Source organism: Vibrio sp. 2017_1457_13, from assembly GCF_030851525.1.
In the GTDB taxonomy this organism is placed as follows: Bacteria; Pseudomonadota; Gammaproteobacteria; order Enterobacterales; family Vibrionaceae; genus Vibrio; species Vibrio metschnikovii.
In genome coordinates this window covers 101,215-127,860 of record NZ_VHTA01000004.1, presented here as the reverse complement: position 1 = coordinate 127,860, position 26,646 = coordinate 101,215, and the positions used below count along the sequence as shown (strand labels likewise).

Below are 26,646 nucleotides of genomic sequence, written 5' to 3'. Positions count from 1 at the left end.
TCACACACCTATCGGCCCCTTAGCTCAGTGGTTAGAGCAGTCGACTCATAATCGATTGGTCCGCAGTTCAAGTCTGCGAGGGGCCACCAAATTCTAGAAGGTTAGTAAGCGTAGTGTTTACTAACCTTTTTTTGTGCCTGACGATTTTGGGTCAGGTAAGCCCCGATCATGCACTCTTCTCTTTCTCACTCAAGCTACTTTTTAGTACTCTGTATCATTACCGATGAGAGCGGAGATTATTCTTATTGATAACCGCAAGAGAGAAAGGCTTTGCGCCAGATTCAAGAGCTTGTGCCAATTCTGAGACCTTTCGGTAATAAGTTACTCTTCGCCCCGATAAAGTGGTGAGCTTTAGTGCTACTGGTTGATATGCTTTCATTGTGTGTTCTCATTATCTGTTTGCTGAGTAAATTCTTGCAAAGCCTGTAGCGCCTTTTCAGCCAGAGTGCTTTGCACAAAAATATGGTCGTGATAATAACCAGCAATCACATTAGCACTGATCCCATAAGACGCTAACTTAGTCGCGAACGCAGCGGTTAAACCTACCGCCTCTAAACTAGAATGCACGGTAAGTGTGATTAAGCTAAAAACGCTATCAAACTTGAGTTGGGCGGCTTTGGCTTGTTGCTCTAATAACACTAAAGTTAAGCCCTCTTGCTCTCGACATGTTGCGATTGGATCTAGGTGCCAATACTCAGATAACGGCCCCTTCACGGTACAAAATACGTAATTGCCCTCGATGATCTGTGGTGACATCGACTTTAGTAATACCTCTAACTCTCTAATTGCTGACATTTTCTAACCTTATCTACTACCTACAAACGTGAAGAATATACGGTGAAATAAAATAAGTTTAATTCATAATATTAATCAAACATTAGAAAGGCTAATATCCTGCACTACATAAACTAAATAAATACAAGAAAGAGAGAAATAGATTGCTGTTACATGGTTGCTTTAACGTTTGGCTACGATAAAAAACTTACTTATCATCATCACACTCATTCACTCAACAATGGATTCCAACAGGATAAAAAACTGAAAAATACAGATTAAATAGCATTTTAAATAAAGAATGCTTCACAAAACAAACGACCACCAAATCAAGGTCAATTTTTGAAATTAAAATTCAAAATAAAATCAATAATCGGACTTTAATTTCAATTAAAAAACAAAAAACCAGATAAAAACACCAATAATAACAAATCAAACAGTCACATATTCCAAATTTTTAAAATCGCGTTATGATACACGAAAATGACCTAGAAATGAGCCATATCCAAGGGCACCTAGCCACTCCTTCAGGGCCTTTTGAAAAATAAAATCTATTTTTATTAAATGGTTATATACCAAAGCCTCTTAGAGTGAAGAGAAAACGGCAAGTGCATAAAACGCCATGAACATCGATACACGATGTGCTTGGGATGAACGAACGCGCGGCCAACACCGCTACAACTTTAAGTCGTTTGGGTATACCCGCGTACTTTGATTGATATTATTGGGTAAGAATCATATGTTGGAAAGCATTGGCATCGTTAACCTTTGGGCCTATTTGGTCGGCGTTTTTTTAATTGTTATTGTTCCAGGGCCAAATTCTATCTTCGTGCTAACGGCTAGCGCAAAGTATGGTGTGCGTGGCGGATATAAAGCGGCAATGGGCGTCTTTACTGGTGATGCACTGCTGATTTTTTTAGCCTTTTTGGGCGTGGCTACCGTGGTCAAAAACTCACCGGCCTTGTTTCATGCCATTCAATATTTGGGTGCGGCTTACCTACTTTATCTCGGTATAAAAACCATTACTCAGAGCTTACGAGTTAAAGAGTCTCAGCCTGAGGTGAAATCAGTTCAAGGCAGTAAAGGGATCTATTTTAAAGCGTTAGGGCTGAGTATCCTCAATCCTAAAATGATTATTTTTTATGTCTCATTTTTTATTCAATTTATTGATTTTAATGCGCAAAGTACCGGTTTATCGTTTTTAGTTTTGGGCGCAATTTTGCAGCTGTGTAGCATGCTTTATCTCTCGCTACTGATTTTTGCTGGTTTTGGGATCACGAATAAAGTCAAACAACATAAAAAACTAGCGACGCTATCCAATACTTTTATTGGCTCACTGTTTGTGATGTTTGCGCTAAGACTGGCTTTAACCGCTTAATCTTTCGCCATAAAAACTTCATCACAATGCCGCCTCGCTGACACAAACCCCACTTAGCATAACGTCAAGATCACAGTTTGTGAGGACGTTATGCTATCTACGAGCCCTTTTAAATTACCCCGTAAAACCCCTTTTGGACTGGCTGAACACTTTGCAGAATGGGCAACAGGATTAAGTCAACTCGATAAATTTTATCATCAGCGTCCCGCACAATGCTCCAGCGCGGAATTTTTACGTTTTACCTTAGAGATATTAGGAATTGATTATCGCGTCACTAAGGGCTGCGTATCACAAATACCAACAACGGGCACGACCATTGTCGTCGCTAATCATCCTCTCGGATGTGTTGAAGGCATTATCCTTGCTGAACTGCTGCTATCGGTTCGTAATGACGTCAAAATTCTCGCCAATCACTATTTAAAAACGGTGCCAGAGATCGATGAGCTGTTTATTGGTATCGATGTATTTGCCCGCGAGAATGCCAGTCATGCCAATCTATCAGCCTTACGTCAAGCTCATCAGCATCTTGCCAATGGGGGTGTTTTATTGATGTTTCCTGCTGGGGAAGTCTCACAGTGGGTAGACAATAAACCGCAGCGAGTCGAGGATAAAGAGTGGAGCCAATCAGTCAGCCGTTTAGTGAAAAAACATCAAGCGACCGTCTTACCAATCTATATTGATGGCCAAAACTCAAAACGATTTTATATGGCTGGAAAGATACATCCATTACTTCGCACACTCTTACTGGGTAGAGAGCTACTCAACAAACAGCAAAGTTGTATCGAAATAGCGATAGGAGAAACCATTGCTTGCTCAGAAATCGCCACCTTAGATGATCAACAACTGGTTAATTATTTACGCTTAAACACCTATTTATTACAAAATCAGCGCTGGATAACTCGCGATAAAACGCAGCAAGATAGAAGCCTACCACCTGTCGTTGAAAGGCTGAGCGACGAGATGTTACAACAAGATATTGATACTCTACCTCAAGAATGTCATTTATTGGATCATCAACACTTTAGCGTATATTGTGCCAGTGCCGAGCAAATTCCGGCAATCTTGCATGAAATTGGTCGAGTCAGAGAGTTGAATTTTCGCCACGTCGGTGAAGGAACTGGGCTTGCCTTAGATATTGATCACTTTGATCGCGATTACCTGCATCTTTTTATTTGGGATCGGACAGAACATGCGTTAGTTGGCGCTTATCGTCTCGGATTGGTCGATAAATTAGTCGAGCGACACGGTATGCATGGCTTATACACACGCACTTTGTTTCATTACGATCAGCGTTTTATCGATAATATGGGTAAATCTATTGAGATGGGGCGTTCGGTGGTCGATAGTGCTTATCAAAAAAGCGTCGCGCCATTACTGCTGCTCTGGAAAGGCATTGCGACCTATATTGATCGCCACCCTGAATACACACACCTTTTTGGCCCAGTCAGCATCAGCAGTGATTACAGTGAACTTGCACGTCAATTACTCGCCGATACCATGACACTGCACTATTACGATCAAGAACAGGCCAATTTAGTCAGTGCCAGTCACCCACTATCGAGTACCTATCAGCTATGGAATGCCAGCTTACTGTCAGCCCTAGCAGACCTGCAGCTTTTATCACGAGTGATCGCGCGTATTGATGATGGCAAAAGCATCCCTGTTTTATTGCGCCAATATTTAGGCTTAAATGGCCGTTTGGTTTGCTTTAACGTCGATCCTGATTTTAACGACTCATTAGATGGGTTAATTATGGTCGATTTACGTCAAGTTCCGGTACGAACGCTCGCCCGTTATATGGGGGTTGAAGCCGCTCATCGCTATTTAACGCAGCATAATTCAGAGTAAAAATCAGGCACGCCCATCAAAGCAGCGTGCCTGATTTTTTGATTACTTTGCTATACCCAAACAACTTGGCGTTGCAGGCTACGTTGTCCTTACATTCTCAGCTTACGAAGCCAATATTAAACCGATGACGTTGCCGTAGTGGGATCTTCGCTTTGTAAATCATCATCATGCTCTTCCATTCGCCAAGGCAAACTCCCCGGTGAAATATGTAAAAAGTGCAGATACTTCTCAAATTGATCCAAAATATCATTGATGATATCGCGCTCTTCATAACCATAGACATCGTAGGCTTGACCTCCCCGACGAAGAAACACTTCCGCTCGATAATAATAATCATCATCGATTTGTTTCTCTTGCTCGGAAGCAAACTCGGGCATCTCATAAGCACGCAGGCGAATCTCATAAATAAACTCCACTTCGCCCGCTTTCTCAACATCAATAATGCAGCGAGTATTGAGATCATCAAAGGTCACTTTTGCTTGCCAACCTTTATGTTCAAGCTCCTGCTTAACGGTGTTCATAGCAGCCAGTCCGGTCTGCTCGATGAATTTCTCCACACTAGTTTTAGCCGGGAAATCAATAAGGTGCGATAGTCGCTTTTTCCAATTGGTTTTGCCTTGCAGATGCACAGGTAACTTCATATCGTGCTGTAAACTGGTCTCATGATGCCCTTCAATCACTAACGCTCGCCACATGCCAATACCACCAATTAACATGATAATGGCAAACGGTAAGGCACTAACGATCGAGGCGGTTTGTAAGGCGCTGAGTCCCCCCGCAAGCAGTAACACCGAAGCAACCAGTCCTTGAGTCACCACCCAGAATGTACGCTGCCAGACTGGAGTATGCATTGCACCGCCCGATGCTAATGAATCAATCACTAATGAGCCTGAATCTGATGAAGTGACAAAGAAGGTGATGATCAGCAATACCGTAATAAAGGAAACCACGGAAGAGAGAGGCAGAAGCTCAAACAACTGAAAGAGCGCGACAGCATGATCGGCCTGCACATCGGTAATCAGTGAGGTATAACCTTCAACCATAATCAGATGCAGTGCGGTGTCGCCAAAAATAGAGAACCAAAGGAAGGTAAAGATCGACGGTACCAACATGACCCCGACCACAAATTGTCGAATCGTGCGGCCGCGACTTATTTTGGCAATAAATAGCCCAACAAAGGGTGCCCAAGCTATCGTCCAGCCAAAAATAAACAGAGTCCAGTTACCAATCCAGTCGCTTGATTCATAAGCTTGCAGACTAAATGTTCGTTCAACAATATTACTTAAATAACTTCCCGTATTTTCTAAAAAGGTTTCTAAGATAAATATTGTGGGTCCAACGATAAATACGAAGAGCATCAAACTGATCGCTAACAGCATATTAATAATCGATAAACGCTTAACACCTTTATCCATACCTGCAAGCACTGAAAATAAAGCTAAGCAAGTAATCACCGCAATCGCACTAATTTGGAAAGGCACACCCACTTCGACGCTTGGCCATAAATAGTTAACCCCTGCGTTAATTTGAGCAACCGATAAACCTAATGTCGTAGCAATACCAAATAAGGTGCCGAGAATCGCGAATATATCGACAATATGACCAATGGGGCCATGAATTCGCTCACCAATCAAAGGATATAATGTTGAGCGCATTGATAACGGCAAACCATGCCGAAAAGCAAAATAAGCTAAACACAAACCAACCAAACCATAAATGGCCCAGATATGAAATCCCCAGTGGAAATAGGCAATTTGCATAGCTTGTTTAGCCGCTTCAATAGTTTCTCCGCTGCCTGTTGGTGGCGAGGCATAATGCAATACCGGTTCTGCGACACCGAAGAAAAGTAAAGCAATACCGTATCCTGCGGAAAAGAGCATCGCAAACCAAGCTGGAAAGCTATATTCAGGCTCAGCATGATCGGGGCCAAGTTTTATATTTCCCCAGCGCGTAAAAGCTAATGAGACAATAAAAATCAAAAATAAGGCGACCGCTAACATATAGAACCAACCAAAGGTTTCGGTTATATAAGCTAACGTCGTCGAAAAAACCTCACCAGCTAGACTAGGATTTGATATGGTTCCTACTACCATTAGTGCTATGACAATTACCGCCGGAATAAAAACCGGAATAAGCACAGTCGAGTTAGATTTCTCTAACTTATCAATCATAAAGCCTCCTGCTTTATTAGTTCTTATTGAAAAAAAACCTCCTCATCATATAACATTTTGACTCTCACTGCGAATGACACTATCAACTCAATAAAAATCATCGTCATAAAAACAAGCATCAATAACAATGAAATTCATTTTAAAACAGTAAGTTAAACAAAATTAACGTGTCATTTTAAAATAATTAAACGCAGTCGATAAATAGCCATATTTACAGGCCACATTGTGCAATTACTCGGAATTATCACTCGATAATTCTGCTAAAAAATATTCCGCTAATACTGCTAAAGAATAATAAAAATCATCTTCATCACAGGCGGATTTTAAGCGTTGTAAATAGAGCGTCGCCCACGGAAAAAGATGATCCGTTAATAGCTCGATAACCGCAGATTCTTGACCTTGTTCGAGAAAATGAGCAAGGGCTAATAGCATTAATCCAAATTGATCTTCTGGTTCCTGACGGGCGAGTTGCACCGCTAAACCATGACGCTGGAGAAATTGACGATAAGCCAAGGTACTTTCACCCATCACGATATGCTCATGATCTAAGTATACCGATCCCCAAGGCGGAGCGGGCATATCCCCTAGCCCTTCGAATAGTACGCTAAAGCGCTCAGGTTGTGGCTCTGGTAGACGATGGCACACGGTTTCGATAACCTTAGGATCGCTCCAAGAGAAATAATTGGCTAATTGAGGCAGATCGTGTAACGCATACTGCGCAGGCTCGCTCTGCGGTGAATAGTAAAATAAACTACCAAGGATTCGAGGAACAATGGCTAACATTGGCTTTCCTTTCTGTTTTAAAAAGTACTCAGCCCGTGAGCCAACTCCCAGCGAATTCGCTTAAAGTCGCTGCTCTCACAGGCTGAACGGTACACACTGTTTAGGAGAAGAATACGCTCAAAGTATCCTCCCAACCGCCACTACATGGTTATCCACCATAAGTTATAAAAGGTAATACGTGAGGCCAGCTCGCCAAGGATCATCAGTGCCGCACCGCTAAAAAGCAAAGGTTTAACGGCTTGTTTTTTCAGTAAGACCCACAAAGCAAGCACCAGCGCGATGGTCATCGCGAACAAATACGTGTACCAAAACATCGTTTGTGCATTCACTAAATGCGGTACTTGCTCGGTTAAAAACGCCATATAACCGGTACGAGTTGCAAACGAAATCGCCGCTCCCACGATGACCGCTAACGCACCGAGTCGTTTAGCACCGAGTGCTAAAGCACACATCCCACCAGAGATAGCAACAGTTAGCCACAAATGCAGCGACGTATAATGGCTATTCCAAGCCGGGACGGTTGCCAATTGATAAACCTGCGTAATCGACCAAGCAAAAGCTAGGCCTAATAGTACGGCAATCCCATTCAACCATTGGTGCAATGTATCGGTAACAGTAACGTTAAACTTGCTTTTCAGTATATCGCGCAGGCGAGGAGCACTGAGTGCCACCGTTAAAAAAGCACAACCAAAATAGAGGCCACTTAAAACAATTTCATTACTCATCGGTGAACGGAATAAACCAAACAGCAAATTAATCGCACGCTGAGGTTGTCCCATATGTAAGCCACCAATCGCCATGCCTACAGCAAATAAAATTACGGCAACCAGATTGATTTTATGACGCTGAGCATTGGTAATTTGTCCAACAAGACCAGCAATAAAAGCCAATAACATCATACCAACCGCGGTTTGGCCTAAAACCGTGAAAAAGACTAAAGGTAATTCATGCATCGTTTATACCTCTGAAGGGTTTTGAACAGCACCGGTTTTATCACCAGTCATACGGGCATCCGCGTGTGCTTTAATCACTAAACTGGGTTTGGTCAGTTGCGGATCCGGTAAGGGTGCGACCGCATTGGTATCGCCATATTTGGCGCGTAATGTGGCTATCTCATCAAAATCAAGCGCGCGCTGTGGACAAGACTCGACACACACGGGTTTTAAACCTTGAGCCACTCGCTCATAGCAACCATCGCACTTCGACATCACTTTCTTTTGTTCATCAAACTGCGGCGCACCATAAGGACAACGCATTTCACAATAGCGACAACCAATGCATTTATCTTGATCAACCACCACTAAACCATCTTGTTTCCGTTTATGCATCGCTCCTGTCGGGCAACCTTTCACACACGTTGGTTCAGCACAGTGATTACAGGAGATCGATAAGTAGTAGTTGAAGGTATTTTGCTGCCAAGCATTGCCTACTTTCTGCCACTCACCACCACCATACTCGTATACTCGGCGATATTTTGGGCCTACCTCTTGCGCCTTCTCATCTTTACAACTGATTTGGCACGTTTTGCAGCCAGTACATTTGGATGAGTCGACAAAAAAGCCATATTGTTTCATTTAAAAATCTCCTCAGACGCGCTTAACGTCGACCAAATTGGTGTGTTGTGGGTTACCTTTAGCTAACGCCGTTGGCCGTAGCGAGGTTAGTCGGTTGATACAGCCACCAACATCAACACCTTGTTTATTGGTCTGCGCCCATGCGCCCTCTGGCATCGCCGTTACACCGGGCATAATGCGTGGTGATACCTTCGCTTTAATTCGTACTCTTCCTCTGTCATTAAAGACTTCGACAAAGTCATCATTGTGGATACCTCTCGCTTGAGCATCGATAGGGTTGATCCACAAAACATCCGGCGCAACTTCTTTCAATTGAGCAACGGACGAATACGTTGAGTGGCAATGACCTTTGGTATGAAACCCTGTCAATTGCAACGGATATTTATTCAGCATCGGTTTATCTTCGATACCTTCAACGGCTGGCCAGTATTCTGGAATCGCCGAAATTTTATCTCCGGGCAGTAATTGCCATTGAGTCGCCAATTCAGCCAATTGCTCTGAATAAATCTCAATTTTTCCTGATGGCGTTTTCAGCGGATGTTGCTGTGGATCATCACGAAAATCTTTTAACGCAATATGTTTACTGCTATCGGCGATCCGGCGATCAATCACGCCCATACCATCGGTTTGCTCAAATGGAGGCAAATGCGGTTCTTGTTTACGCACTTGGTTATAAGCGTGTTCAATCCACTCTTGGTAGGTTCGACCTTCGGTAAACGCCTCTTTCAAACCCATCTTATCGGCGATTTCCGCCAAGACATCGTAAGTCGGCCGATTTTCCCACATCGGTTCAATCGCTTTTTGTAAGCGAACCAAATAATGATAAGACCCTGATTGATAAGAGTTATTAATTAACTCATCGGATTCTAAGGTTGAAACATCGGGCAATAATAAGTCGGCATATTTAGCGCTGGCTGTCATGTGGTTATCCCATACCAGAATAAATTCACACAAAGACTCATCACGCAGCACTTTATCGACTTGGTTAAGATCCGAATGCTGATTAGCGGTGATATTGGACGCGTAATTCCATAGAAACTTCACATTGGTCGTTAAACGATCTCGACCTTTGATGTAATCTTTTTCTGGTGTCATCTCGGTGCCGCGCGTGATCGCATCGACCCAGCTAAAACATGGAATCGACACTTTGACTGGATTTGGTATCGCCAGACCCGCTAGTGGATAATTGACACTGCCTCCCCAAGTACCAATATTGGTTCCAGGACGACCAAACTGCCCGGTCATAATCGGCAGCATCATGATCGCGCGTGCAGCATGCTCACCGTTTTGTGTGCGTTGCACTCCCCAACCTTGAGAGATCCACGCTGCTTTAGCGCTAGCAATTTCACGAGCCAACTGACGAATACGTTGCGCGGGAATTTCGGTCAATGCTTCCGCCCATTCTGGCGTTTTTTCAATCTTGTCTTCCCCAAGACCGAGAATATAAGCTTTATATGATGAGTTCGCTGGCGCACTGGCAGGCAAAGTTTCTTCACTCCAACCGACCGTATATTGATTAAGCATGGCCTCATCAAGCAGATTTTCTTTGATTAAGGTATGGCCAATTGCCGCGACTAACGCCGCATCGGTTCCCGGGCGAATCGGTAACCATTCGGCATTAAATGCCGTCACGCTATCGGTGCGGCGAGGATCAATCAAAATAACCTTAGCGCCGCTTTGTTCGAGAGCATGATAAATTTCCGCAATTTGTCCGCCCCCTGACATGCGCGTTTCTGCCAAGTTTTGACCAAACATCACCACTAAGTCGGAATTTTTGATCTCAGCAAAAAGCGTTTGTTGCTCAGTGCCGTAAATATTCCCTGCTTGTCCAAAAACAAACGGCTGAATACGGTTAAGTTGAGCTTCTGAATAGGTATTGTGCATATCTAAGAAGCCACCAGCTAAATTAAGCAGGCGCTTACACGTATTACGGCCTTGTAAATTAGCCCCTGTCGTTCCACTACCATATTGATAGTAAATGGCTTCATTACCATAAGTGTTGATCACCCGTTGCAGTTGCTCAGCCACAATGGTGGTGGCTTCATCCCAACTGATGCGCTTGAATTTACCTTCACCACGCTCACCGACCCGCTTCATTGGGTACTTTAAACGGTCAGGGTTATAGGTACGAAAACGAGCTGAGCGCCCCCGTAAACAAGGGCGAATTTGATGCTGACCAAAAATGGCTTCATTGACCCCATCTTCTGGAGAGATCTTAACGGCTACACCATCGCGCACATGAACTTTAAATGGGCAACGACTGCCACAGTTCACTAAACAAGCGCTATAACGGATCTGTTCTGGGCTCAGCGAGGATGATGGTGTTGGTGCAGCCAGCGCATTAAATGGCAAGCTGATCGAACTGGCAGCAATCGCTGCGCCAGAAGCAACCGCAGAGCTTTGTATAAACTCACGGCGCGTAAATAGTTTTTTGATTATTGATGTGGACATAGACCCTCCAATGTATCGGCCTATTATCCAAACCTTGCATGATCTTCCCTATGATCACTATCAATGAAAATGTAATTAGTGGTTACACTTTTAAACATTTACTATCAAATAGTAACAATAATAGTTATCATTAGTTTTCTGTTGATTTACGAAATTGCCACTCAATCGCATTAGCAGGACAAATCGGACGGCATTCACCACACCCATTACATAAGTCTTCATTCACTACGGGTTGTTGATTCGGCTCGCACTGAATCGCTTGAGTTGGGCACTGCTCAATACACAATTCACAATAACCCAATAAACGATTATGACACTGATAAGCAAAGGTCGGTAAAAGCTCAGTTTTCGTGGCAGGCAGCAGCGCCCCGGTTGGACACACTTGCGCGCACTGAGTGCACAATTGGCAATGATTGTAATCTAGACATAACTCAGGCCACTGGCCTGTTAACTGGATAACGGAGCTTGGGCACGCTTCAACACACAGACCACAGCCATCACATAACTGCCTGAACGTTGCCTCTGCTAATGCCCCCGGTGGACGAGGTATGGTGCGTTTCGGCTGATCATCCACCTCATGATAAGCGGCCTTACCTCTGGCAACTAAACCACGAAAAAGATCACGGCGACTAAAATTACGGGGACTCTGACTCATCATCACCAAGCTACGATAAACAACACACTTCAATCATAGCGCGAAAAGACGTAAAGCTAAAAGTCTTGTTCATGTTCAAAAAGCAGATGACCTAACTTGCGCTTACTGACTTGCGACAATTTTGAATATTTGCTCTATTTATGTTAAAAAACAAGCCAAAACATACACCAAAACTATATTATCTAGCCTCATTCAACTAAAAGGAGTATTACGTTGAATCTTTCTTCGCAGCACCATACCGCTCGTAACACATTAACGAGCCTGACAGCACCATTTCTCTACAGCACATTAGGCGTTATTGGCGCACTCTCATTATCAGGCTGCTCAAGCACATCATCGACACTGTCAGCACCGCTTTCTATTCCAGACAACGCGATTATTGCTCATCGTGGCGACTCTTATAACGCACCAGAAGCGACTTTACCAGCTTATCAATTAGCCTGTGAATTTGGGGCAGACTATCTTGAAGTCGATCTACAACGCAGTAAAGACGGCGTTTTAATTGCTGTACATGATAATAATTTGCGCAATAAAACCAATATTGCGGAGATTTACCCAGAGCGAGCCGATAGTCCAGTAAGCAGTTTTACTTGGGCTGAATTAGAAAAATTAGATGCCGGATCTTGGTTCAATAACGCCTATCCAGAACGCGCAAGAGAAAGTTATCGTGGCTTGCAATTAATGACCTTAGATCAAGTCAGAGAGGTTGCTGAGAATTGCTCACACCAACCTGGCCTTTATATCGAAACCAAATTACCTGAACTGTTTCCAGGTATCGAAGCGGATCTGAGGGCGAACTTGCAACAGCACGGCTGGCTAGATAAGGAAATGAAAGGTAAGGTTATTTTGCAAACCTTTGAAAAAGAGAGCTTAGTTCAACTGCAAGCAGAAATGCCTGATATCCCTAAAGTCCTTCTGCTATGGACTGGCGACGGTTATATCGATATGAAGCCCACAGAGCCGAAACAAGATGATGAAAGCTGGGCGGCTTACTACGCACGAGTGCAAGTCGCATCGAAATCGGCTTATGAAGAATGGATAGATTTTGCTAAAGACAATGGCGCAATTGGCGTTGGCCCATCAGGGACTCAAGCCAACTTTGCTGACTCGTGGTCGAGTAATTTTAGCTATATGGATCTCGCTAAACCTTGGATGATAGAGATGAATCAGCAAAAAGGGTTAGTGACTCATATTTACACCTTAGATGATGCTGAAGATCTTATCCGCTATCGCGATCGGGGAGTGACCGGCTTTTTCACTAACCGTCCTAATCTCGCCGTCGAAGCGTTAACTGGACGTCCAGCAAAAGACGTTACCGCAACGCTAGTGAAACTTGGTTATTAATCTCAATCAACGTTGATGGTTTCTATAAAAAATCCCGTATCAATACGGGATTTTTTGTTCTGCTGACAATAACTTGCTTCACTCAAGCTACCGATTTAACGCGGCTAATTGGTCGCAGAGAAGAATGAACGAGGGAATGTCTGAGCGATATCGGTAAAGACACCATCCACGCCCCAGTTAAATAATTGGTTGGCTCTTAGTAGGCTATTGACGGTATAAACGTTCACTTTGTAGCCTTTGGCTTTAAAAGCAGCAACCTGCTCACGAGACAATCCTTCATTTTCTGGGTGAATATATTCAGCTTGGCATGCCTGTAAAATGGATTCCCAATCTTCCGATAGTGTCTCTTTAGTAAATAAACAAGCGGTCGGATAGTGCGGCGCACGCCGTTTAAATTCATAGAGAGCAATATGATTAAAACTCGAAATGATCACTTTTCTGTCACTATCAAGCAGTTTTAATCCCTCAATCACGCCCTCAATTAATTTGAGCGTTTTCTCCCACCCTGCCGTACAGGATTTTATCTCAATATTAGCGTCGAGTTTTAGCTCATTAAGCAGTTCAATAAATTGGCGAAAGGTCGGGATCGGCTCACCAGCAAACGCATCAGAGAACCATCCACCAGCATCAATATTCGCTAGATCTTGTTGACTCAATCCATACAGGCTACCACTGCGATTGGTGCAACGATCTAATGTGTCATCGTGAGAGATCACTATCGTATCATCACCAAGGATATCAACATCACATTCCAGCCACTGCACCTTATGTGTATGGCAAAGACGAAAAGCAGCTAAGGTATTTTCAGGGGCTAACGATGACATGCCACGATGGGCAAAAAGTGTGTTCATTTTCAATCAACTCTCTGTGAATTGTTGCATTTCGAGCGCAGATAATCGCTCGTTCGAGCTTGAAATGCACTATACCGGAGTCAAATTGTTAACAATAGAGTGGACGGTTCAGAAATGTGATTAGCCGTTGAAAATCAGCCAATACACTACGCAACCTCAACTGTAGGACAGAAATAAAGTATCATACTGATTGTCTTGAGCATCACAATTGATCATCCACAAGAGATAAGGTCACCCTTTATCCATTGCCGATACACTTCGAACTTGTAGTCTTGTCTTACCCTCGTCAAGTCCTCACACTTTCCACAGACTCTAAGTAGGACAATGTGTTCAATAATCGTCACTCTAAATATCCAACTAACGCCTCAAACACCGGCACAGATTTATGCGTCCGAGAGCTTTTACTTGTTAGGGCGGCCAGGTGGGGTAGGAATTTCAGACATTTCAATACCATCTTTAACCCACTGAGACCATTGCTTTAGTATCCCACCATTTCTAGTTTTAGAGCCTTCTGACCAATTTAAGTTGTATTCATTTGAAATTATGCCAGCCAAAACTTTACCATGAATATCTGGCTTATCTTGTAGCAACTCCACGCACCTTAATAAAGAACTTTCATTCTTTGCAGCAGCCCATATCGCTTCTTTGGAACCACCAGATTTGTCAATTGAATCTGAGTTTAGAAATGCAACATCATCTTTGACAATCACCAACTCAAACCTTTTTAGCACAGAAAGCCCATTTCTCTTAATGGCTCCGATTTTGGCTCCTGAATCTCGGATGGCGTTGAGAGCAGCACAAGCTGCAAAAGGAGATACAGAAACAGAGAAAACTTTTCCGCGCTGCTTACCACGTCGAGCTAAACCAGCTCTATCTTGAATTGCAGATCCACTATCTTGAATAACAACATCATTTCCGGCACGAAGGAGGTATCCGCTATAAATTAGGTAGTTCGTTACCCTATTAGAATAGGTATTCCAAGTCTTATCTCCAAATTTCGCTTTTGGTATACATTCTTTAAAGGTTTCACGAAGCACACTTGCGGATATCGTTTTCCCAGAATAGTTTTTAAATAGAGCGACTTTAAGTGAGTGTTTTCCGAGAGTTTCGCGTAGATGCTTCAATATTGAAACTTCGTCGTTTAATCCTAGCTTTTTACTTATTTTGAAAGTGGTTCCATCTCTCTCTGCCAACCCCAGCATCACTAGATCAGCCCCAATATTCCATATTGTCTTCTCTCCAAGACCTACCAATTTCCCTATTTCTGTTGAATCGGTGAATTCGTTTACTTTAAGCTTGGTACAGATATTTAGAATAGAGGAAGGATCTGACGTTGGTATGTAGTTATATGGTACAACTGGAACTCGTCCGGTTAATAGGTAATCCTTAAAAATATCCCAGTACACATTAAGTCGATCACCGCTCTTTATCACTAATCTTTTATGGACAAGATTATTTAGAACTGTCGCCCCAGATGTTTCAATAATTTCACTCCAGTCAGCGGGGGCTTTCTGAGCAATAAGCTTTAAGCATGCTAATTCTTGAGGCGAGAGAATATTTAGGTCTGCTTCAAAGAGGCGTTCAACATCAAGGTCGAGCAGCACTGAATCAGCTTTTTCGCCCTTCGTCATACCCTCATACAAGTTAATACATAGTTTCTTTAACAACCATGGAAACCCTTGGCTGACCTCGGTAATCTGATGTCTAATACCTGCGGATATTTTCTGTGTGACCTCTTTTTCGAATTTCGTAATTGACTTTGATATTTCTCCTCTTTCAAAAACGTCTAACCGGTATTCCCTCCTGTGATCAGCCAGCTCATGCCACAAATGATAAGCTGGATGATCTTGTTGCGTTGTGCTATCCGTCTTCCATGCAAACCCCAAAACTAAGTTGCTTTGAACACTTGCAACATCAAGCATTAGATCTTTAGCAGCATTAAATATCCCAAATAATTCCGGTTTAGAATATAGCTCTTCAAACTGATCGAACACCAGACAAACAACCTGTTCTTTTTTCCTTAAAGATTCCAAATACTCTTGAATGCTATCAGAATTTAATGGGGAGCTTGGATCGGTGAGACTAATTTCAATATCTTCCCCAAATCCTTTTTTCTTAGCTTCATTTATAGCTGCAACCAATGAAGCTGGAATATATGAAGGCTCACGAGCACCACGAATATCGACCGCATATACAAAATATTTATTTTTATAATGCTGATTTCTAGATCTATCTCTAAGCTTTGCAATTAATGAGCTTTTTCCGAGTCCGGAATTTCCGGTTATCGCAAATATCCTTGTACCAGAGTTTCCTCTAGCTGAATCCAAGAAATTTAATATATCTTTTTGGGTTACGTCACGCCCCACAAAATCTTTCGGGCGAGATGGACGATAATCATCCCACGACTCTCCGATTTGAACCTGAACAACCGGTGGCATTTTTTTCGGTATGTTACTTACAGCTGACTTATCTTCCTTTATGCCAACTCTAAGATCATAGTCTGTAATGGTCGAATCTAATGTAGATAAATTTTGAATGGTATCATTATCTTGGATATGTTTAGCGCTAGATGCGCTATAAACCAACACTCCATATGGAGCCCCGCCCTTTAGCGTATACACACACCAGTACATACCGAACTCAGATAGTAGAAGAGTCCAATCTCCGAGCTCTTCTGGGTTTCCCACAAACTGTTCTGCAGCGATTCGTGGAGGATCGATAATGATTGAAGAGCTCTTTAAAGCCTCGATAATTACTGATGGCTGATAGAAACTTAATCTCTCAGATTTATCTTTTGGTTTTGATTTCCAATTTTCTATAAATCCCTTAGCGTCTTTAGTAAATTCGGACGTAGATATAATCCATCCTTCAGAGTACTCTTCACAATCCACTGTGCCCCACAGTTGTCTCAATATGGGAGCAGAAATATGATCTTTTTGAGCCTTACACTCCACATATATTTCTTTACCATTCACCTTGTGTTTGCATAGAAGATCCAGTTCGGCGCCAATTATTCTGATTTCTTCAATAACATCATAGTTCTGTGCCAATAAGAGTTTTTTTGCTAATCCTTCTAAGAGATCCCCTTTGGCTTTATTAGTACTACCTTTCTTGCATGCAACATCAATTTTCATTCTATGCCCTAAACATTATTGTTCCATGTGCCCAACTTAGTTCTGTGATTAACCCTGTGCCCTAACCTTTTATTCGTGCGCATGCGCGCTTACCTCATTGGACCAGTGAAAACGCGCACAGTTAACCATCTGTATGCAAAGAACTTATCAGCTTTTTATTAAAGACACCATCCGGAAAAACGCGCATGCACGCTTTCCAAACCTATGAACTAAAAGTCAGCTACTATAGTCAATTGATTTTATAGAGTTTATTTTGCAAATGGAGTTAATGCGCACTGATATTCAAATCATTCAAAAATACCGAAATTTAAATATGAATGTATACCATACATTGTTAGTCGATTTATGGTAGGGCCAAACATAGGTAACTAGATGAGAATTTGTATGGCAACAGGTATAGGAATTTTCGATTGAGCTAACGAGCCGAAACAAGGAATGGGGCAAAAGTGTTTTTGAATTTTTAACAAATTAGCAACCCCGTATTAGGTTGATTATAGCAATCGCATAGTAGCTCAAGGAAAAATCAAGCATGTATGAAAAACAGGCTCACAGGAGCCTTATCAACGTTAACTCCTGAGATACCCATACATTTCATTTACTAATGTAGTAAATGGAAATACCTGTTGTCATAAAGGTAACGCGCCAAGTTCAGAGATGTCTCATATTATCCTCGTAAACGCAACCACTTATGAGACCACCATGAAACCTGCGGCTAATGTATCCCGATATCTGCTATGCAGCTTTGCCTTTGTGCTGCTCTATCCCACTGCCATCGATCTCTATTTGGTTGCCTTGCCACAAATTGCCAACGATCTTTCTGCAAGTGAATCCCAACTTCATATCGCCTTTTCTGTTTATCTTGCGGGTATGGCTTCTACTATGGTGTTTGTAGGACGAGTTGCTGACCGTTTTGGCCGTAAACCTGTCGCCATGTGTGGGGCAGTGATCTTCTCGCTTGCTTCGACGTTGGCGGGTTCAGCTGAAACCAGTGATAGCTTCCTAGTTATGCGATTCTTCCAAGGCGTTGGAGCGGCATGTTGCTATGTTGTGGCCTTCGCTATTTTGCGTGATACCTTAGATGATCAAAAGCGCGCTAAAGTGCTTTCAATGCTTAATGGCATAACTTGTTCTATTCCCGTGCTAGCACCTGTTATCGGTAATCTGATCATGATTAAGTTTCCGTGGCCCGTGTTATTCACCGCCATGACGATGATGGGTGTTGCGATAGGTTTAATTGCTTGCTTTGTCTTGAAAGAAACCTTGCCGAAAGCCAAATGCACCGTTTTAGTTGTTAGTGAAGGCTCGAACGAATCTCTGTGTAACCGCTTTTTTATCTCGCGCGTTATTTATACTTCTTTAGGCGTCACCGCGATTCTCTCTTATGTAAATACATCACCAATGATCATAATGGATTTACTTGGCTTTACTCGAAGTGAATACTCAACGGCAATGGCACTACTCGCGATAGTAGGTATGACAACATCGTTTTCAGTGCCATTTGCTCTGTCTTACTTCAAACAAACCACATTAATGTTCGCAGCACAAATCTCCAGTTTGCTGTCGGCTATCGTTATTCTTGCGGCTCACTTGAATAGCGATAGTTCGACACTCTATATGGTAGGATTTATTTTGGTCAGCATGAGTTTTTCAATGGGATTTGGCGTGGCGATGAGTCAGGCGTTAAGTCAGTTCTCTCGCAAAGCTGGACTGGCAAGCTCTATGCTTGGCATAGGACAGGTTTCTTGGTCTGCATTTTACATTTGGTTCATGGCAACGTTAGGTGTGTCGGCCGTGATGATGTTAATGATAGCGTTGGTTGCTAGTGGAGTTATTGGACTTTCTATAATATTATTATTTCCAAATCATAACGTTAGTGAGCTTCATGAAGAAATCTCTTGCCCGACTTGATCTCAATTTATTGCTCACTCTGCAGTTGCTCTTGCAAGAGCAAAGTGTCACGAAAACGGCGAAAAAACTGAATGTAACCCCCTCATCGGTGAGTAAGTCACTGGCTAAATTACGTGATTGGTTTGACGACCCTTTATTTGTGAACACACCGCTGGGACTTAAACCAACAACGCTTGCAACGAGCATGCAAGAAAGCTTGTCAGACTGGATGCAAATCGGTAATCAGATTGCATCGCGACGCGGTGATGATGCGCCGAGTGGTGTGAAGTTTCACCTTGGCGTCGAGTCGCCATTGTCACTCATTATGGTGGATGAACTGACTAAACGAATTCATGACACGTATCCCGATTCTAAAGTGAAGTATCACAATTGGGATTACGATTCATTAGACGCGATTACGCGCGGTGAAGTGGATATCGGTTTTACGGGGCGTGAGAGCCATCCTCGCTCTAAGGAGTCGCTAGAACTGCTGCCATATTTCATCAATTTTGAAGTTCTATTTTCCGACCTGCCTATGGTGTATATCCGAAAAGACCATCCAGCGCTCAAGCAAGAGTGGAATTTAGATACTTTCTTAAGCTATGCCCATATCAATGTTACATGGGAGAAAAATGACAGTTGGGCATTGGATGAGATCTTGGCTGAACAGGGGTACACCCGAAATGTTAGATTAACAATGGCGAGTTTCGAACAAGCTTTGTTTGTTGCCGAAAAGCCCGACCATCAAATGTTAACTACGGCACCAAAGTATTGTCAGCGGTACTGCGAGCAACTTCACCCTAACTTGCTGGCGTTGCCTATCCCGATTACGGAAGATTGTCAGCATAAACTACTGATTCCGTTTACTATGATTTGGCACAAACGTAATAATCAGAATCCTAAAATCGTATGGTTGAGGCAGACGATTAAGAACCTATATGGCGCAAGTTGAACTATTAATTTTGCAGTAAAGCAATGAACAGCCTCCCACCTTGATGCTAGCAATAGCCGTAGGAGTAAGATCTTACCTTCCATTAGATTAAGTATTTTAAAATCTTCAACTCTATTATCCACTTCGACGTTGGTCTCAGCTCATTTTGGGGCATAAACGTTTTAGAAATGGCAGCGTACCGATGTGAACGCTGCCATTTTTGTATGATACTAATACTAAGTATGAGACTTTATTCTTCTCCTACCTCAGCTCAGCATCATCGAAGCATGATTATTCCACCGTCACCGCTTTGGCGAGGTTACGTGGTTGATCAACATCCGTTCCTTTGATCAAGGCGACGTGATAAGACAATAACTGCATCGGAATCGTGTAATAGATCGGCGCAGTAATGGTACTGACAGGCGGCATAGTGATGATTTTCATCGTCGCATCTTCAGCAAAACCAGCGTCTTGATCGGCAAAGACATACAACAAACCACCACGCGCTCGCACTTCTTCGATGTTTGATTTGAGCTTTTCAAGTAAATCATTACTTGGAGCCACAACCACGACTGGCATATCAGCATCAATCAGCGCGAGTGGTCCATGTTTTAACTCACCCGCCGCATACGCTTCTGCGTGAATGTAAGAGATTTCTTTGAGTTTTAATGACGCTTCAACGGCAATAGGGTAAAACTCGCCACGGCCTAAAAATAGCGTGTGGTGTTTATCGGCAAACTCTTCGGCAATCGCTTCAATCTGTTTTTCACAGCCAAGGGCTTGCTCTATTTGTCTTGGTAGAGCGTGGAGAGCTTGGACAATCTCCGTCTCTAGCGCACGATCTATCACTTGCTTTTGTTTGCCCAATGCAGTGACTAACATTAATAGAGCGGCGAGCTGAGTGGTAAAGGCTTTGGTTGATGCAACACCAATTTCCGTTCCGGCACGAGTCATAAAGGCAAAATCAGACTCGCGCACTAAAGATGAACCCGCGACATTACAAATCGTCATCGCCGCCATGTAACCTTTCTCTTTCGCTAGACGCAGTGCTGCCAGTGTATCGGCGGTTTCTCCTGATTGAGATAAGGTGATTAATAGGCTATTGGGGCGAGTAACAAATTTACGGTAGCGAAATTCAGAGGCAATTTCCACATCGCAGCTCACGCCGGATAAAGCTTCAAACCAGTAACGAGCCGTCATACCTGCGTTGTACGACGTACCACAGGCGACAATTTGGATATGCTCAACTTGCGCTAAAATTTCCGCGGCATTGACACCAATACTCTCGGTGATCACGCTATCGTGAGTGATGCGCCCTTCCATCGTATTGATCAACGCTGTGGGTTGCTCGAAAATTTCTTTTTGCATAAAGTGGCGAAACTTACCTTTATCACCAGCATCGTGTTCAGCGTTCGACTCAATCACTTCACGCATTACCTGCTCGCCATTGGCAGCAAAAACATTCACCTCACGGCGCGTCACTTCAGCAACATCGCCCTCTTCAAGGAACATAAAACGGCGAGTCACATTGAGTAACGCCAATTGATCAGAAGCTAAGAAGTTTTCACCCACACCTAAACCAATCACAATTGGGCTGCCTGAACGAGCCACGACAACTCGGCTAGGATCGGTGCAATCGAGCACGACGGTACCGTACGCGCCTTCCAGCTGTTTAACCGTTTTTTGTACCGCTTCAAGCAAAGTGCTTGCAGAGCGACGCTCCCACTCAACCAAATGAGCAATAACCTCGGTATCGGTTTGTGATTCAAAGACATAGCCACGGTCTTGTAATACGGTTCGCAGTGATGCGTGGTTTTCAATAATGCCATTATGGACGACGGTAATCGTGCCCGAGAGATGTGGATGAGCATTAATTTCTGACGGTTCACCATGAGTCGCCCAGCGAGTATGAGCAATACCTGTACCGCCAATAACTTTTTGCTGCTCGACCGCATCCGCTAATTCTTGCACTTTTCCTAAGCGACGTACGCGAGTAAGCGTATTCTCACTATCCACCACCGCAACGCCGGCAGAATCATAGCCTCGATATTCCAAACGACGTAAACCTTCGACTAAAATTTCCGCCACATCACGCTGCGCAACTGCGCCAACAATTCCACACATCTTCACACTCCATTTATTTCGATCTTTTTTCCACCAGTAGATCGCCCGTTAACAGCCATATACTGATGAGTAGATAATCATGCTTACGCTCGAATCACTCGCACACGATGCGATTCAATTTGTTTGAGATAGGCGTCGCTGAGATCGCTGTCCGTCACTAAGACATCAATACAATCCCAAGCCAGCTCTAAGTTGGGGATTTTTCGACCAATCTTTTCTGATTCAATCATCACGATCACTTCACGTGACACTTCCGCCATGACTTTACTTAACCCGGTTAACTCATTGAACGTGGTCGTGCCGCGTTCAAGATCAACACCATCAGCGCCGATAAATAACTGATCAAAGTCGTAAGAACGCAAGACAGACTCCGCCACTTGACCCTGGAAAGATTCAGAATGAGTATCCCAAGTGCCACCGGTCATCAGTAGTGTCGGCTCACTTTCTAGCTCATTGAGGGCATTGGCGACATGCAATGAGTTAGTCATAACCACCAAACCACGTTTATCGTTCAACTGCTGGATCAGTGCTGCCGTGGTACTGCCACTATCAATCACAATTCGATTATGATCTCTGATCAGCTTAGCGGCTTGTTTGGCTAGTGCCACCTTTCGAACCGAAACTTTTTCATTCAATTCATCTGCCATCACTTCTTTTGGCAAAGCGATCGCGCCACCATAACGCCTAAGTAATAGACCATTGGTTTCTAATGAGGCAAGATCCTTTCTAATCGTGACTTCTGAGGTGGAAAACTGCTGAGAAAGAGCTTCGACACTGACCTCGCCTTGTTGATTGACTAAACTGGCGATCGCGTGTCTTCGTAGCTGGGTATTTCGTTTCGACATGAGGTTTGATTTTTTAAGTTTCGATTCGAAATCAATTATAATCACTTCGAAACATTCTAGTCTATTTATTTCGATACAAAAAATTAATAATTAGCGCTAAAACCTTGTTCTAAGACAAGTCTTAAATCGTGATATTGGCAGCATTAGATGATAGAATTCGCATCCGAAAAGAAAAAAAATTACAGAACTTGACGTAAATTTTTAACCACAATGGCTATTTGTAGACGTTGTGGGTTTGTTTGTGAAATTTCACCTCAGATAAGCAGTCATAAAATGACTAAATCTGTTGAAAGACTTTCAGCTTTAGAGTGAAACAGACTCGTGAAACCTAAGAGGCAAACGGAGACGCTTGCGATTACCGAGAACACTTTAAGGTTAAGCATTACCCTTTAAATTCATCTTAAATTTATTTACCGGAGAGCACTTTCCATGAAAAAGACCAAAATCGTTTGTACGATTGGCCCTAAAACTGAATCTGTAGAAAAACTGACTGAGCTAGTCAATGCGGGCATGAACGTCATGCGTCTTAACTTCTCTCACGGTGACTTCGTTGAGCACGGTACACGTATCGCGAACTTCCGCAAGGTAATGGAAAACACCGGTAAGCAACTCGCGATTCTATTGGATACTAAAGGTCCTGAAATTCGCACCATCAAACTAGAAAATGGTGATGATGTTGATCTCGTTGCTGGTCAAGAGTTCACGTTTACTACTGATACCTCAGTTGTCGGTAACAAAGACATCGTTGCTGTGACTTATGCAGGTTTTGCTAAAGATCTTGCCGCAGGCAACACTATTTTAGTCGATGATGGCCTAATCGAAATGAAAGTGATTGCCACCACTGAGACTGAAGTAAAATGTAAAGTCCTTAATAACGGCGCACTGGGCGAGAACAAAGGCGTTAACCTACCTAACGTTTCAGTTAACCTGCCAGCGCTTTCTGAAAAAGATAAAGCAGACCTTAAATTTGGTTGTGAGCAAGGCGTTGATTTCGTTGCGGCTTCTTTTATTCGTAAAGCAGACGATGTACGTGAAATTCGCGAATTACTGACTGCCAACGGCGGCGCAGATATCCAAATTATCTCTAAAATTGAAAACCAAGAAGGCGTGGATAACTTCGACGAAATTCTTGAGCTTTCTGACGGTATCATGGTTGCTCGTGGTGACCTAGGTGTTGAGATCCCTGCTGAAGAAGTTATCTTTGCACAGAAGATGATGATCGAAAAATGTAACCGCGCACGTAAAGTGGTTATCACCGCAACGCAAATGCTTGATTCAATGATCAAGAACCCACGTCCAACGCGCGCAGAAGCGGGCGACGTAGCCAACGCGGTAATGGATGGTACAGATGCAGTGATGCTTTCTGGCGAAACAGCAAAAGGTAAATACCCTGTTGAAGCGGTCACTATCATGGCGCAAATTTGTGCTCGCACTGACCGCGTTCTACAAGCGGAGTTGGGTTCTCGTCTAGACAGCCCACGTCTACGCATTACTGAAGCCGTTTGTAAAGGTGCGGTAGATACTGCTGAGAAATTGGCGGCTCCACTTATCGTGGTCGCAACTGAAGCGGGTAAATCAGCTCGTTCAGTGCGTAAGTACTTCCCAACTGCGAACATCATTGCGGTAACAACCAACAAGAAAACGGCCGCTCAACTCGTTCTGACTAAAGGTGTAACACCTGTTGTAGTTGATGCGATTGAAAGCACCGATGATTTCTACCGTCTAGGTAAAGAGATTGCTTTAGAATCAGGTTTAGGTAAGAAAGGCGACATCGCCGTGATGGTTTCAGGTGCATTGGTTGCATCAGGTACAACCAATACCGCTTCTGTTCACGTTCTATAATCGTTGCTCGATACCGAGAAAGTGATCAACTAAACGCAAAACGGGGCTGAAAAGCCCCGTTTTTTTATCTCGCTAATACCGACACCAAGATTATCTTAACCGATGATCAGCTCTCTTGACTTAAAAAAGTCGACACCTGATTGCGCCCCGACTTTTTCGATTCATACAGAGCGATATCGGCGCACTTATAGGAACGCGTTGCATCAAGGGTTAAGTCAGTAATGCCAGCACTGACGGTCACGGATAAATGCGGTTCGGCTTCCACCGCCCCTCTTAATCGCTCAATAATCTGCTGCGCTTGCTCAATGCGGGTTGAGGGCATAATAACGGCGAACTCTTCACCACCAATTCGTGCGATAAAGTCATAACTGCGAAGGTGTTGAGTCAGTAAACGCGCCACGTCGATAATCACTCGATCGCCCTGATCGTGACCTTGTTCATCATTAACACGCTTAAAGAAATCAATATCTAATAACACCAAACAGACGGGATAAGCATCGCCCTCAGCTTGAATACGTTCCACTTGATGGGTGAGCTCTAATTCAAACTTACGTCGATTCCATAGCTGCGTCAGGCTATCTTTCTCACTTAATTCACGCAACTTATTCTCTAATTGCTTACGTTCGGTAATATCAACAATCGACGTAATATAATAACTCACTCGCCCTGACTCTATAATGCCTTGAATGCACATCAGTGTAGTCAACATGTCACCTTGCGCAGTAGCGAACTCGACTTCCCCTTGCCAATAATGCTCGTTGGTAATTCGCTCTAAGACACTTAATATAAATGGCATGCCGTTATGATAAAGCAAGGTTTTCAGTCCATTACGGCCGATCGCCCACGCTTTTGGTAACCCCGTCATACGTTCAAACTCATTATTAACCATCATGATTTGATGGTGTTTATCGGCAATCATCACCGCTGTCATGCCATTTAGTGCTGCGCGGGCAAGCTTACTTTCTATATCGCGTCGATGGTAATGCAACACCATCGATAAGGTTGGCAAAGTGAAAAGCATCACCATGAGCAATACAAATAATCCTTCTTTGATTAGGTCATTTAAATCACGTTCGGCACGCTGTGCTAATTCTTCCGGAGTTAAATGGACAATCAAATACATCGCTTGATCATCGGTTAATGAAATAGATGCAAAGGCAATTAAATGCCCCTGTTCAAGCTGATACCCCGTATTTGCGGTCTGCATACGTTGCCACGTCAGCGGAAAACGGTGTGCGAGATTATCTTCCAGTATAAAAGGCTTCATTAACGCATGTTGTGATAACTTATGGCTCAAGACAACCCCTTGATCAGTAACGATTTCGGGTTGTAAATCGCGTTGTAAGCTATAACTGACTCGCTCTGCTAAACGCCAAAGATTAATATCCATCATGATATAGCCGTAACGCAGCCCAAATACCTTAACGGGCGTGATAAGCTGCATCGATGGCATCGGATGGTGATCATTCCATCCCCAAATACCAATTTGCTCGTCACTGAGCTGCTCAGCAAGTGCAAGTCGTTCGCTACTGGCTTGATTGTCCAGTGCATGGCTGATCACTTTGCTCGACTCTGTAGCCGAGTACATCACCCCGACATTGGCTTGGCCTTCATTATCAAAAAAGACGATTGAGTTATACCATTTTTGGTAATGAGCAACGGACGCAAACGCTTCTTCGAGTAAGCGCTGATTATTCGGCTCAGGTGAGAAGGCGTAATCGCAGGTCGTCTGACTATGACTGAGTAGATGAATGATAGAAAAAAGCTGATCTTGGATATTGGCGTACTCTCTCACACCGTAAGAGAGTTGATGGAGTGCTTGCTGAGCGGCGTGATTAATATGATTTTGTTTAATTTTTTGATGGCGCTGAGCGTAATAGAAAACGATGATTGAGGTGGTCAAAGCGCAGGCAATGAGAAGAAAAGTAATCGCTCTAGAAAATCTCATAGCCCTAATTATATACACTCAGTCGTCTCAGAATGCGCATTATAACAGCATTTTCTTATTGCTGAACAAAAAACTAGCGCATAGCACTCAAGCGCACCCACGCAAC

Annotated in this window: 18 protein-coding genes and 1 tRNA gene; 7 read left to right on the top strand and 12 right to left on the bottom strand. The window is 43.3% G+C overall.

Going from position 1 to position 26,646, the window contains the following annotated elements:
• The first annotated feature begins 13 nt into the window (after window positions 1-13).
• Window positions 14-89 (top strand) — tRNA-Ile (locus FKN88_RS06690).
• A gap of 286 nt (window positions 90-375) precedes the next feature.
• Here FKN88_RS06690 and FKN88_RS06685 read toward each other — a convergent pair.
• On the bottom strand, window positions 376-795 hold the full coding sequence (locus FKN88_RS06685) for an ACT domain-containing protein (protein WP_154169177.1): 420 nt from the start codon (window positions 793-795) through the stop codon (window positions 376-378).
• Between the two features lie 718 nt (window positions 796-1,513).
• Here FKN88_RS06685 and leuE point away from each other — a divergent pair.
• Together leuE and FKN88_RS06675 are read left to right on the top strand one after the other, a co-directional pair.
• Window positions 1,514-2,152, top strand: coding sequence for a leucine efflux protein LeuE (leuE, locus tag FKN88_RS06680; RefSeq protein ID WP_154169179.1), 639 nt, complete (start codon window positions 1,514-1,516; stop codon window positions 2,150-2,152).
• Between the two features lie 90 nt (window positions 2,153-2,242).
• Complete coding sequence (locus tag FKN88_RS06675; RefSeq protein ID WP_154169181.1) at window positions 2,243-4,000, top strand: lysophospholipid acyltransferase family protein; 1,758 nt, start codon at window positions 2,243-2,245, stop codon at window positions 3,998-4,000.
• Window positions 4,001-4,116: 116 nt separating this feature from the next.
• Here the strand turns inward: FKN88_RS06675 and FKN88_RS06670 are convergent, their stop codons facing one another.
• The 6 genes from FKN88_RS06670 to FKN88_RS06645 form a co-directional block, all read right to left on the bottom strand.
• A complete protein-coding gene (locus FKN88_RS06670) occupies window positions 4,117-6,171 on the bottom strand; it encodes a BCCT family transporter (RefSeq protein WP_161429845.1) in 2,055 nt (684 codons plus the stop codon).
• A 231-nt stretch (window positions 6,172-6,402) separates the two neighbouring features.
• The gene (locus tag FKN88_RS06665) at window positions 6,403-6,954 is read right to left on the bottom strand and encodes a molecular chaperone TorD family protein (RefSeq protein WP_154169182.1); all 552 of its coding nucleotides are present in this window, start codon (window positions 6,952-6,954) and stop codon (window positions 6,403-6,405) included.
• A 140-nt stretch (window positions 6,955-7,094) separates the two neighbouring features.
• Window positions 7,095-7,907 carry a DmsC/YnfH family molybdoenzyme membrane anchor subunit gene (locus FKN88_RS06660; protein WP_154169184.1) on the bottom strand — a complete coding sequence of 271 codons (813 nt, stop codon included), beginning with the start codon at window positions 7,905-7,907 and terminating at the stop codon, window positions 7,095-7,097.
• Window positions 7,908-7,910: 3 nt separating this feature from the next.
• The gene (locus tag FKN88_RS06655; protein WP_040904699.1) at window positions 7,911-8,528 is read right to left on the bottom strand and encodes a DMSO/selenate family reductase complex B subunit; all 618 of its coding nucleotides are present in this window, start codon (window positions 8,526-8,528) and stop codon (window positions 7,911-7,913) included.
• A 12-nt stretch (window positions 8,529-8,540) separates the two neighbouring features.
• Window positions 8,541-10,979: a DMSO/selenate family reductase complex A subunit gene (locus tag FKN88_RS06650; protein WP_154169186.1), complete on the bottom strand. Its 2,439-nt coding sequence runs from the start codon at window positions 10,977-10,979 to the stop codon at window positions 8,541-8,543.
• Window positions 10,980-11,109: 130 nt separating this feature from the next.
• Window positions 11,110-11,637, bottom strand: coding sequence for a 4Fe-4S binding protein (locus FKN88_RS06645; protein ID WP_158139013.1), 528 nt, complete (start codon window positions 11,635-11,637; stop codon window positions 11,110-11,112).
• A 210-nt stretch (window positions 11,638-11,847) separates the two neighbouring features.
• Between FKN88_RS06645 and FKN88_RS06640 the strand changes: the two genes are divergently transcribed.
• Entirely contained in the window at window positions 11,848-12,978 is a 1,131-nt protein-coding gene (locus FKN88_RS06640; protein WP_154169188.1) for a glycerophosphodiester phosphodiesterase, read from the top strand.
• Between the two features lie 104 nt (window positions 12,979-13,082).
• Here FKN88_RS06640 and FKN88_RS06635 read toward each other — a convergent pair whose 3' ends face one another.
• Both FKN88_RS06635 and FKN88_RS06630 read right to left on the bottom strand, forming a co-directional pair.
• A complete protein-coding gene (locus FKN88_RS06635; RefSeq protein WP_306687368.1) occupies window positions 13,083-13,829 on the bottom strand; it encodes a glycerophosphoryl diester phosphodiesterase in 747 nt (248 codons plus the stop codon).
• A gap of 401 nt (window positions 13,830-14,230) precedes the next feature.
• Window positions 14,231-16,963, bottom strand: a complete 2,733-nt coding sequence (locus tag FKN88_RS06630) for a restriction endonuclease (RefSeq protein ID WP_306687367.1) — start codon at window positions 16,961-16,963, stop codon at window positions 14,231-14,233.
• A 699-nt stretch (window positions 16,964-17,662) separates the two neighbouring features.
• Here FKN88_RS06630 and FKN88_RS06625 point away from each other — a divergent pair.
• Together FKN88_RS06625 and yidZ are read left to right on the top strand one after the other, a co-directional pair.
• Window positions 17,663-18,871: an MFS transporter gene (locus FKN88_RS06625; protein WP_161429694.1), complete on the top strand. Its 1,209-nt coding sequence runs from the start codon at window positions 17,663-17,665 to the stop codon at window positions 18,869-18,871.
• On the top strand, window positions 18,846-19,802 hold the full coding sequence (gene yidZ / locus FKN88_RS06620) for an HTH-type transcriptional regulator YidZ (protein WP_158144291.1): 957 nt from the start codon (window positions 18,846-18,848) through the stop codon (window positions 19,800-19,802). The genes FKN88_RS06625 and yidZ overlap by 26 nt, the downstream gene beginning before the upstream one ends.
• A gap of 270 nt (window positions 19,803-20,072) precedes the next feature.
• On the opposite strand, the gene glmS is transcribed toward yidZ, so the two are convergent.
• Together glmS and FKN88_RS06610 are read right to left on the bottom strand one after the other, a co-directional pair.
• Window positions 20,073-21,905 (bottom strand): glutamine--fructose-6-phosphate transaminase (isomerizing), encoded by a 1,833-nt coding sequence (gene glmS / locus FKN88_RS06615; RefSeq protein WP_187985465.1) that lies wholly within the window; start codon window positions 21,903-21,905, stop codon window positions 20,073-20,075.
• An 83-nt stretch (window positions 21,906-21,988) separates the two neighbouring features.
• Window positions 21,989-22,750, bottom strand: a complete 762-nt coding sequence (locus tag FKN88_RS06610) for a DeoR/GlpR family DNA-binding transcription regulator (protein ID WP_040904702.1) — start codon at window positions 22,748-22,750, stop codon at window positions 21,989-21,991.
• Window positions 22,751-23,179: 429 nt separating this feature from the next.
• On the opposite strand from FKN88_RS06610, the gene pykF reads away from it, so the two are divergent.
• A complete protein-coding gene (gene pykF, locus FKN88_RS06605; RefSeq protein WP_004396037.1) occupies window positions 23,180-24,592 on the top strand; it encodes a pyruvate kinase PykF in 1,413 nt (470 codons plus the stop codon).
• A 106-nt stretch (window positions 24,593-24,698) separates the two neighbouring features.
• On the opposite strand, the gene FKN88_RS06600 is transcribed toward pykF, so the two are convergent.
• Complete coding sequence (locus tag FKN88_RS06600; RefSeq protein WP_170904733.1) at window positions 24,699-26,540, bottom strand: diguanylate cyclase; 1,842 nt, start codon at window positions 26,538-26,540, stop codon at window positions 24,699-24,701.
• Window positions 26,541-26,646 lie beyond the last annotated feature (106 nt).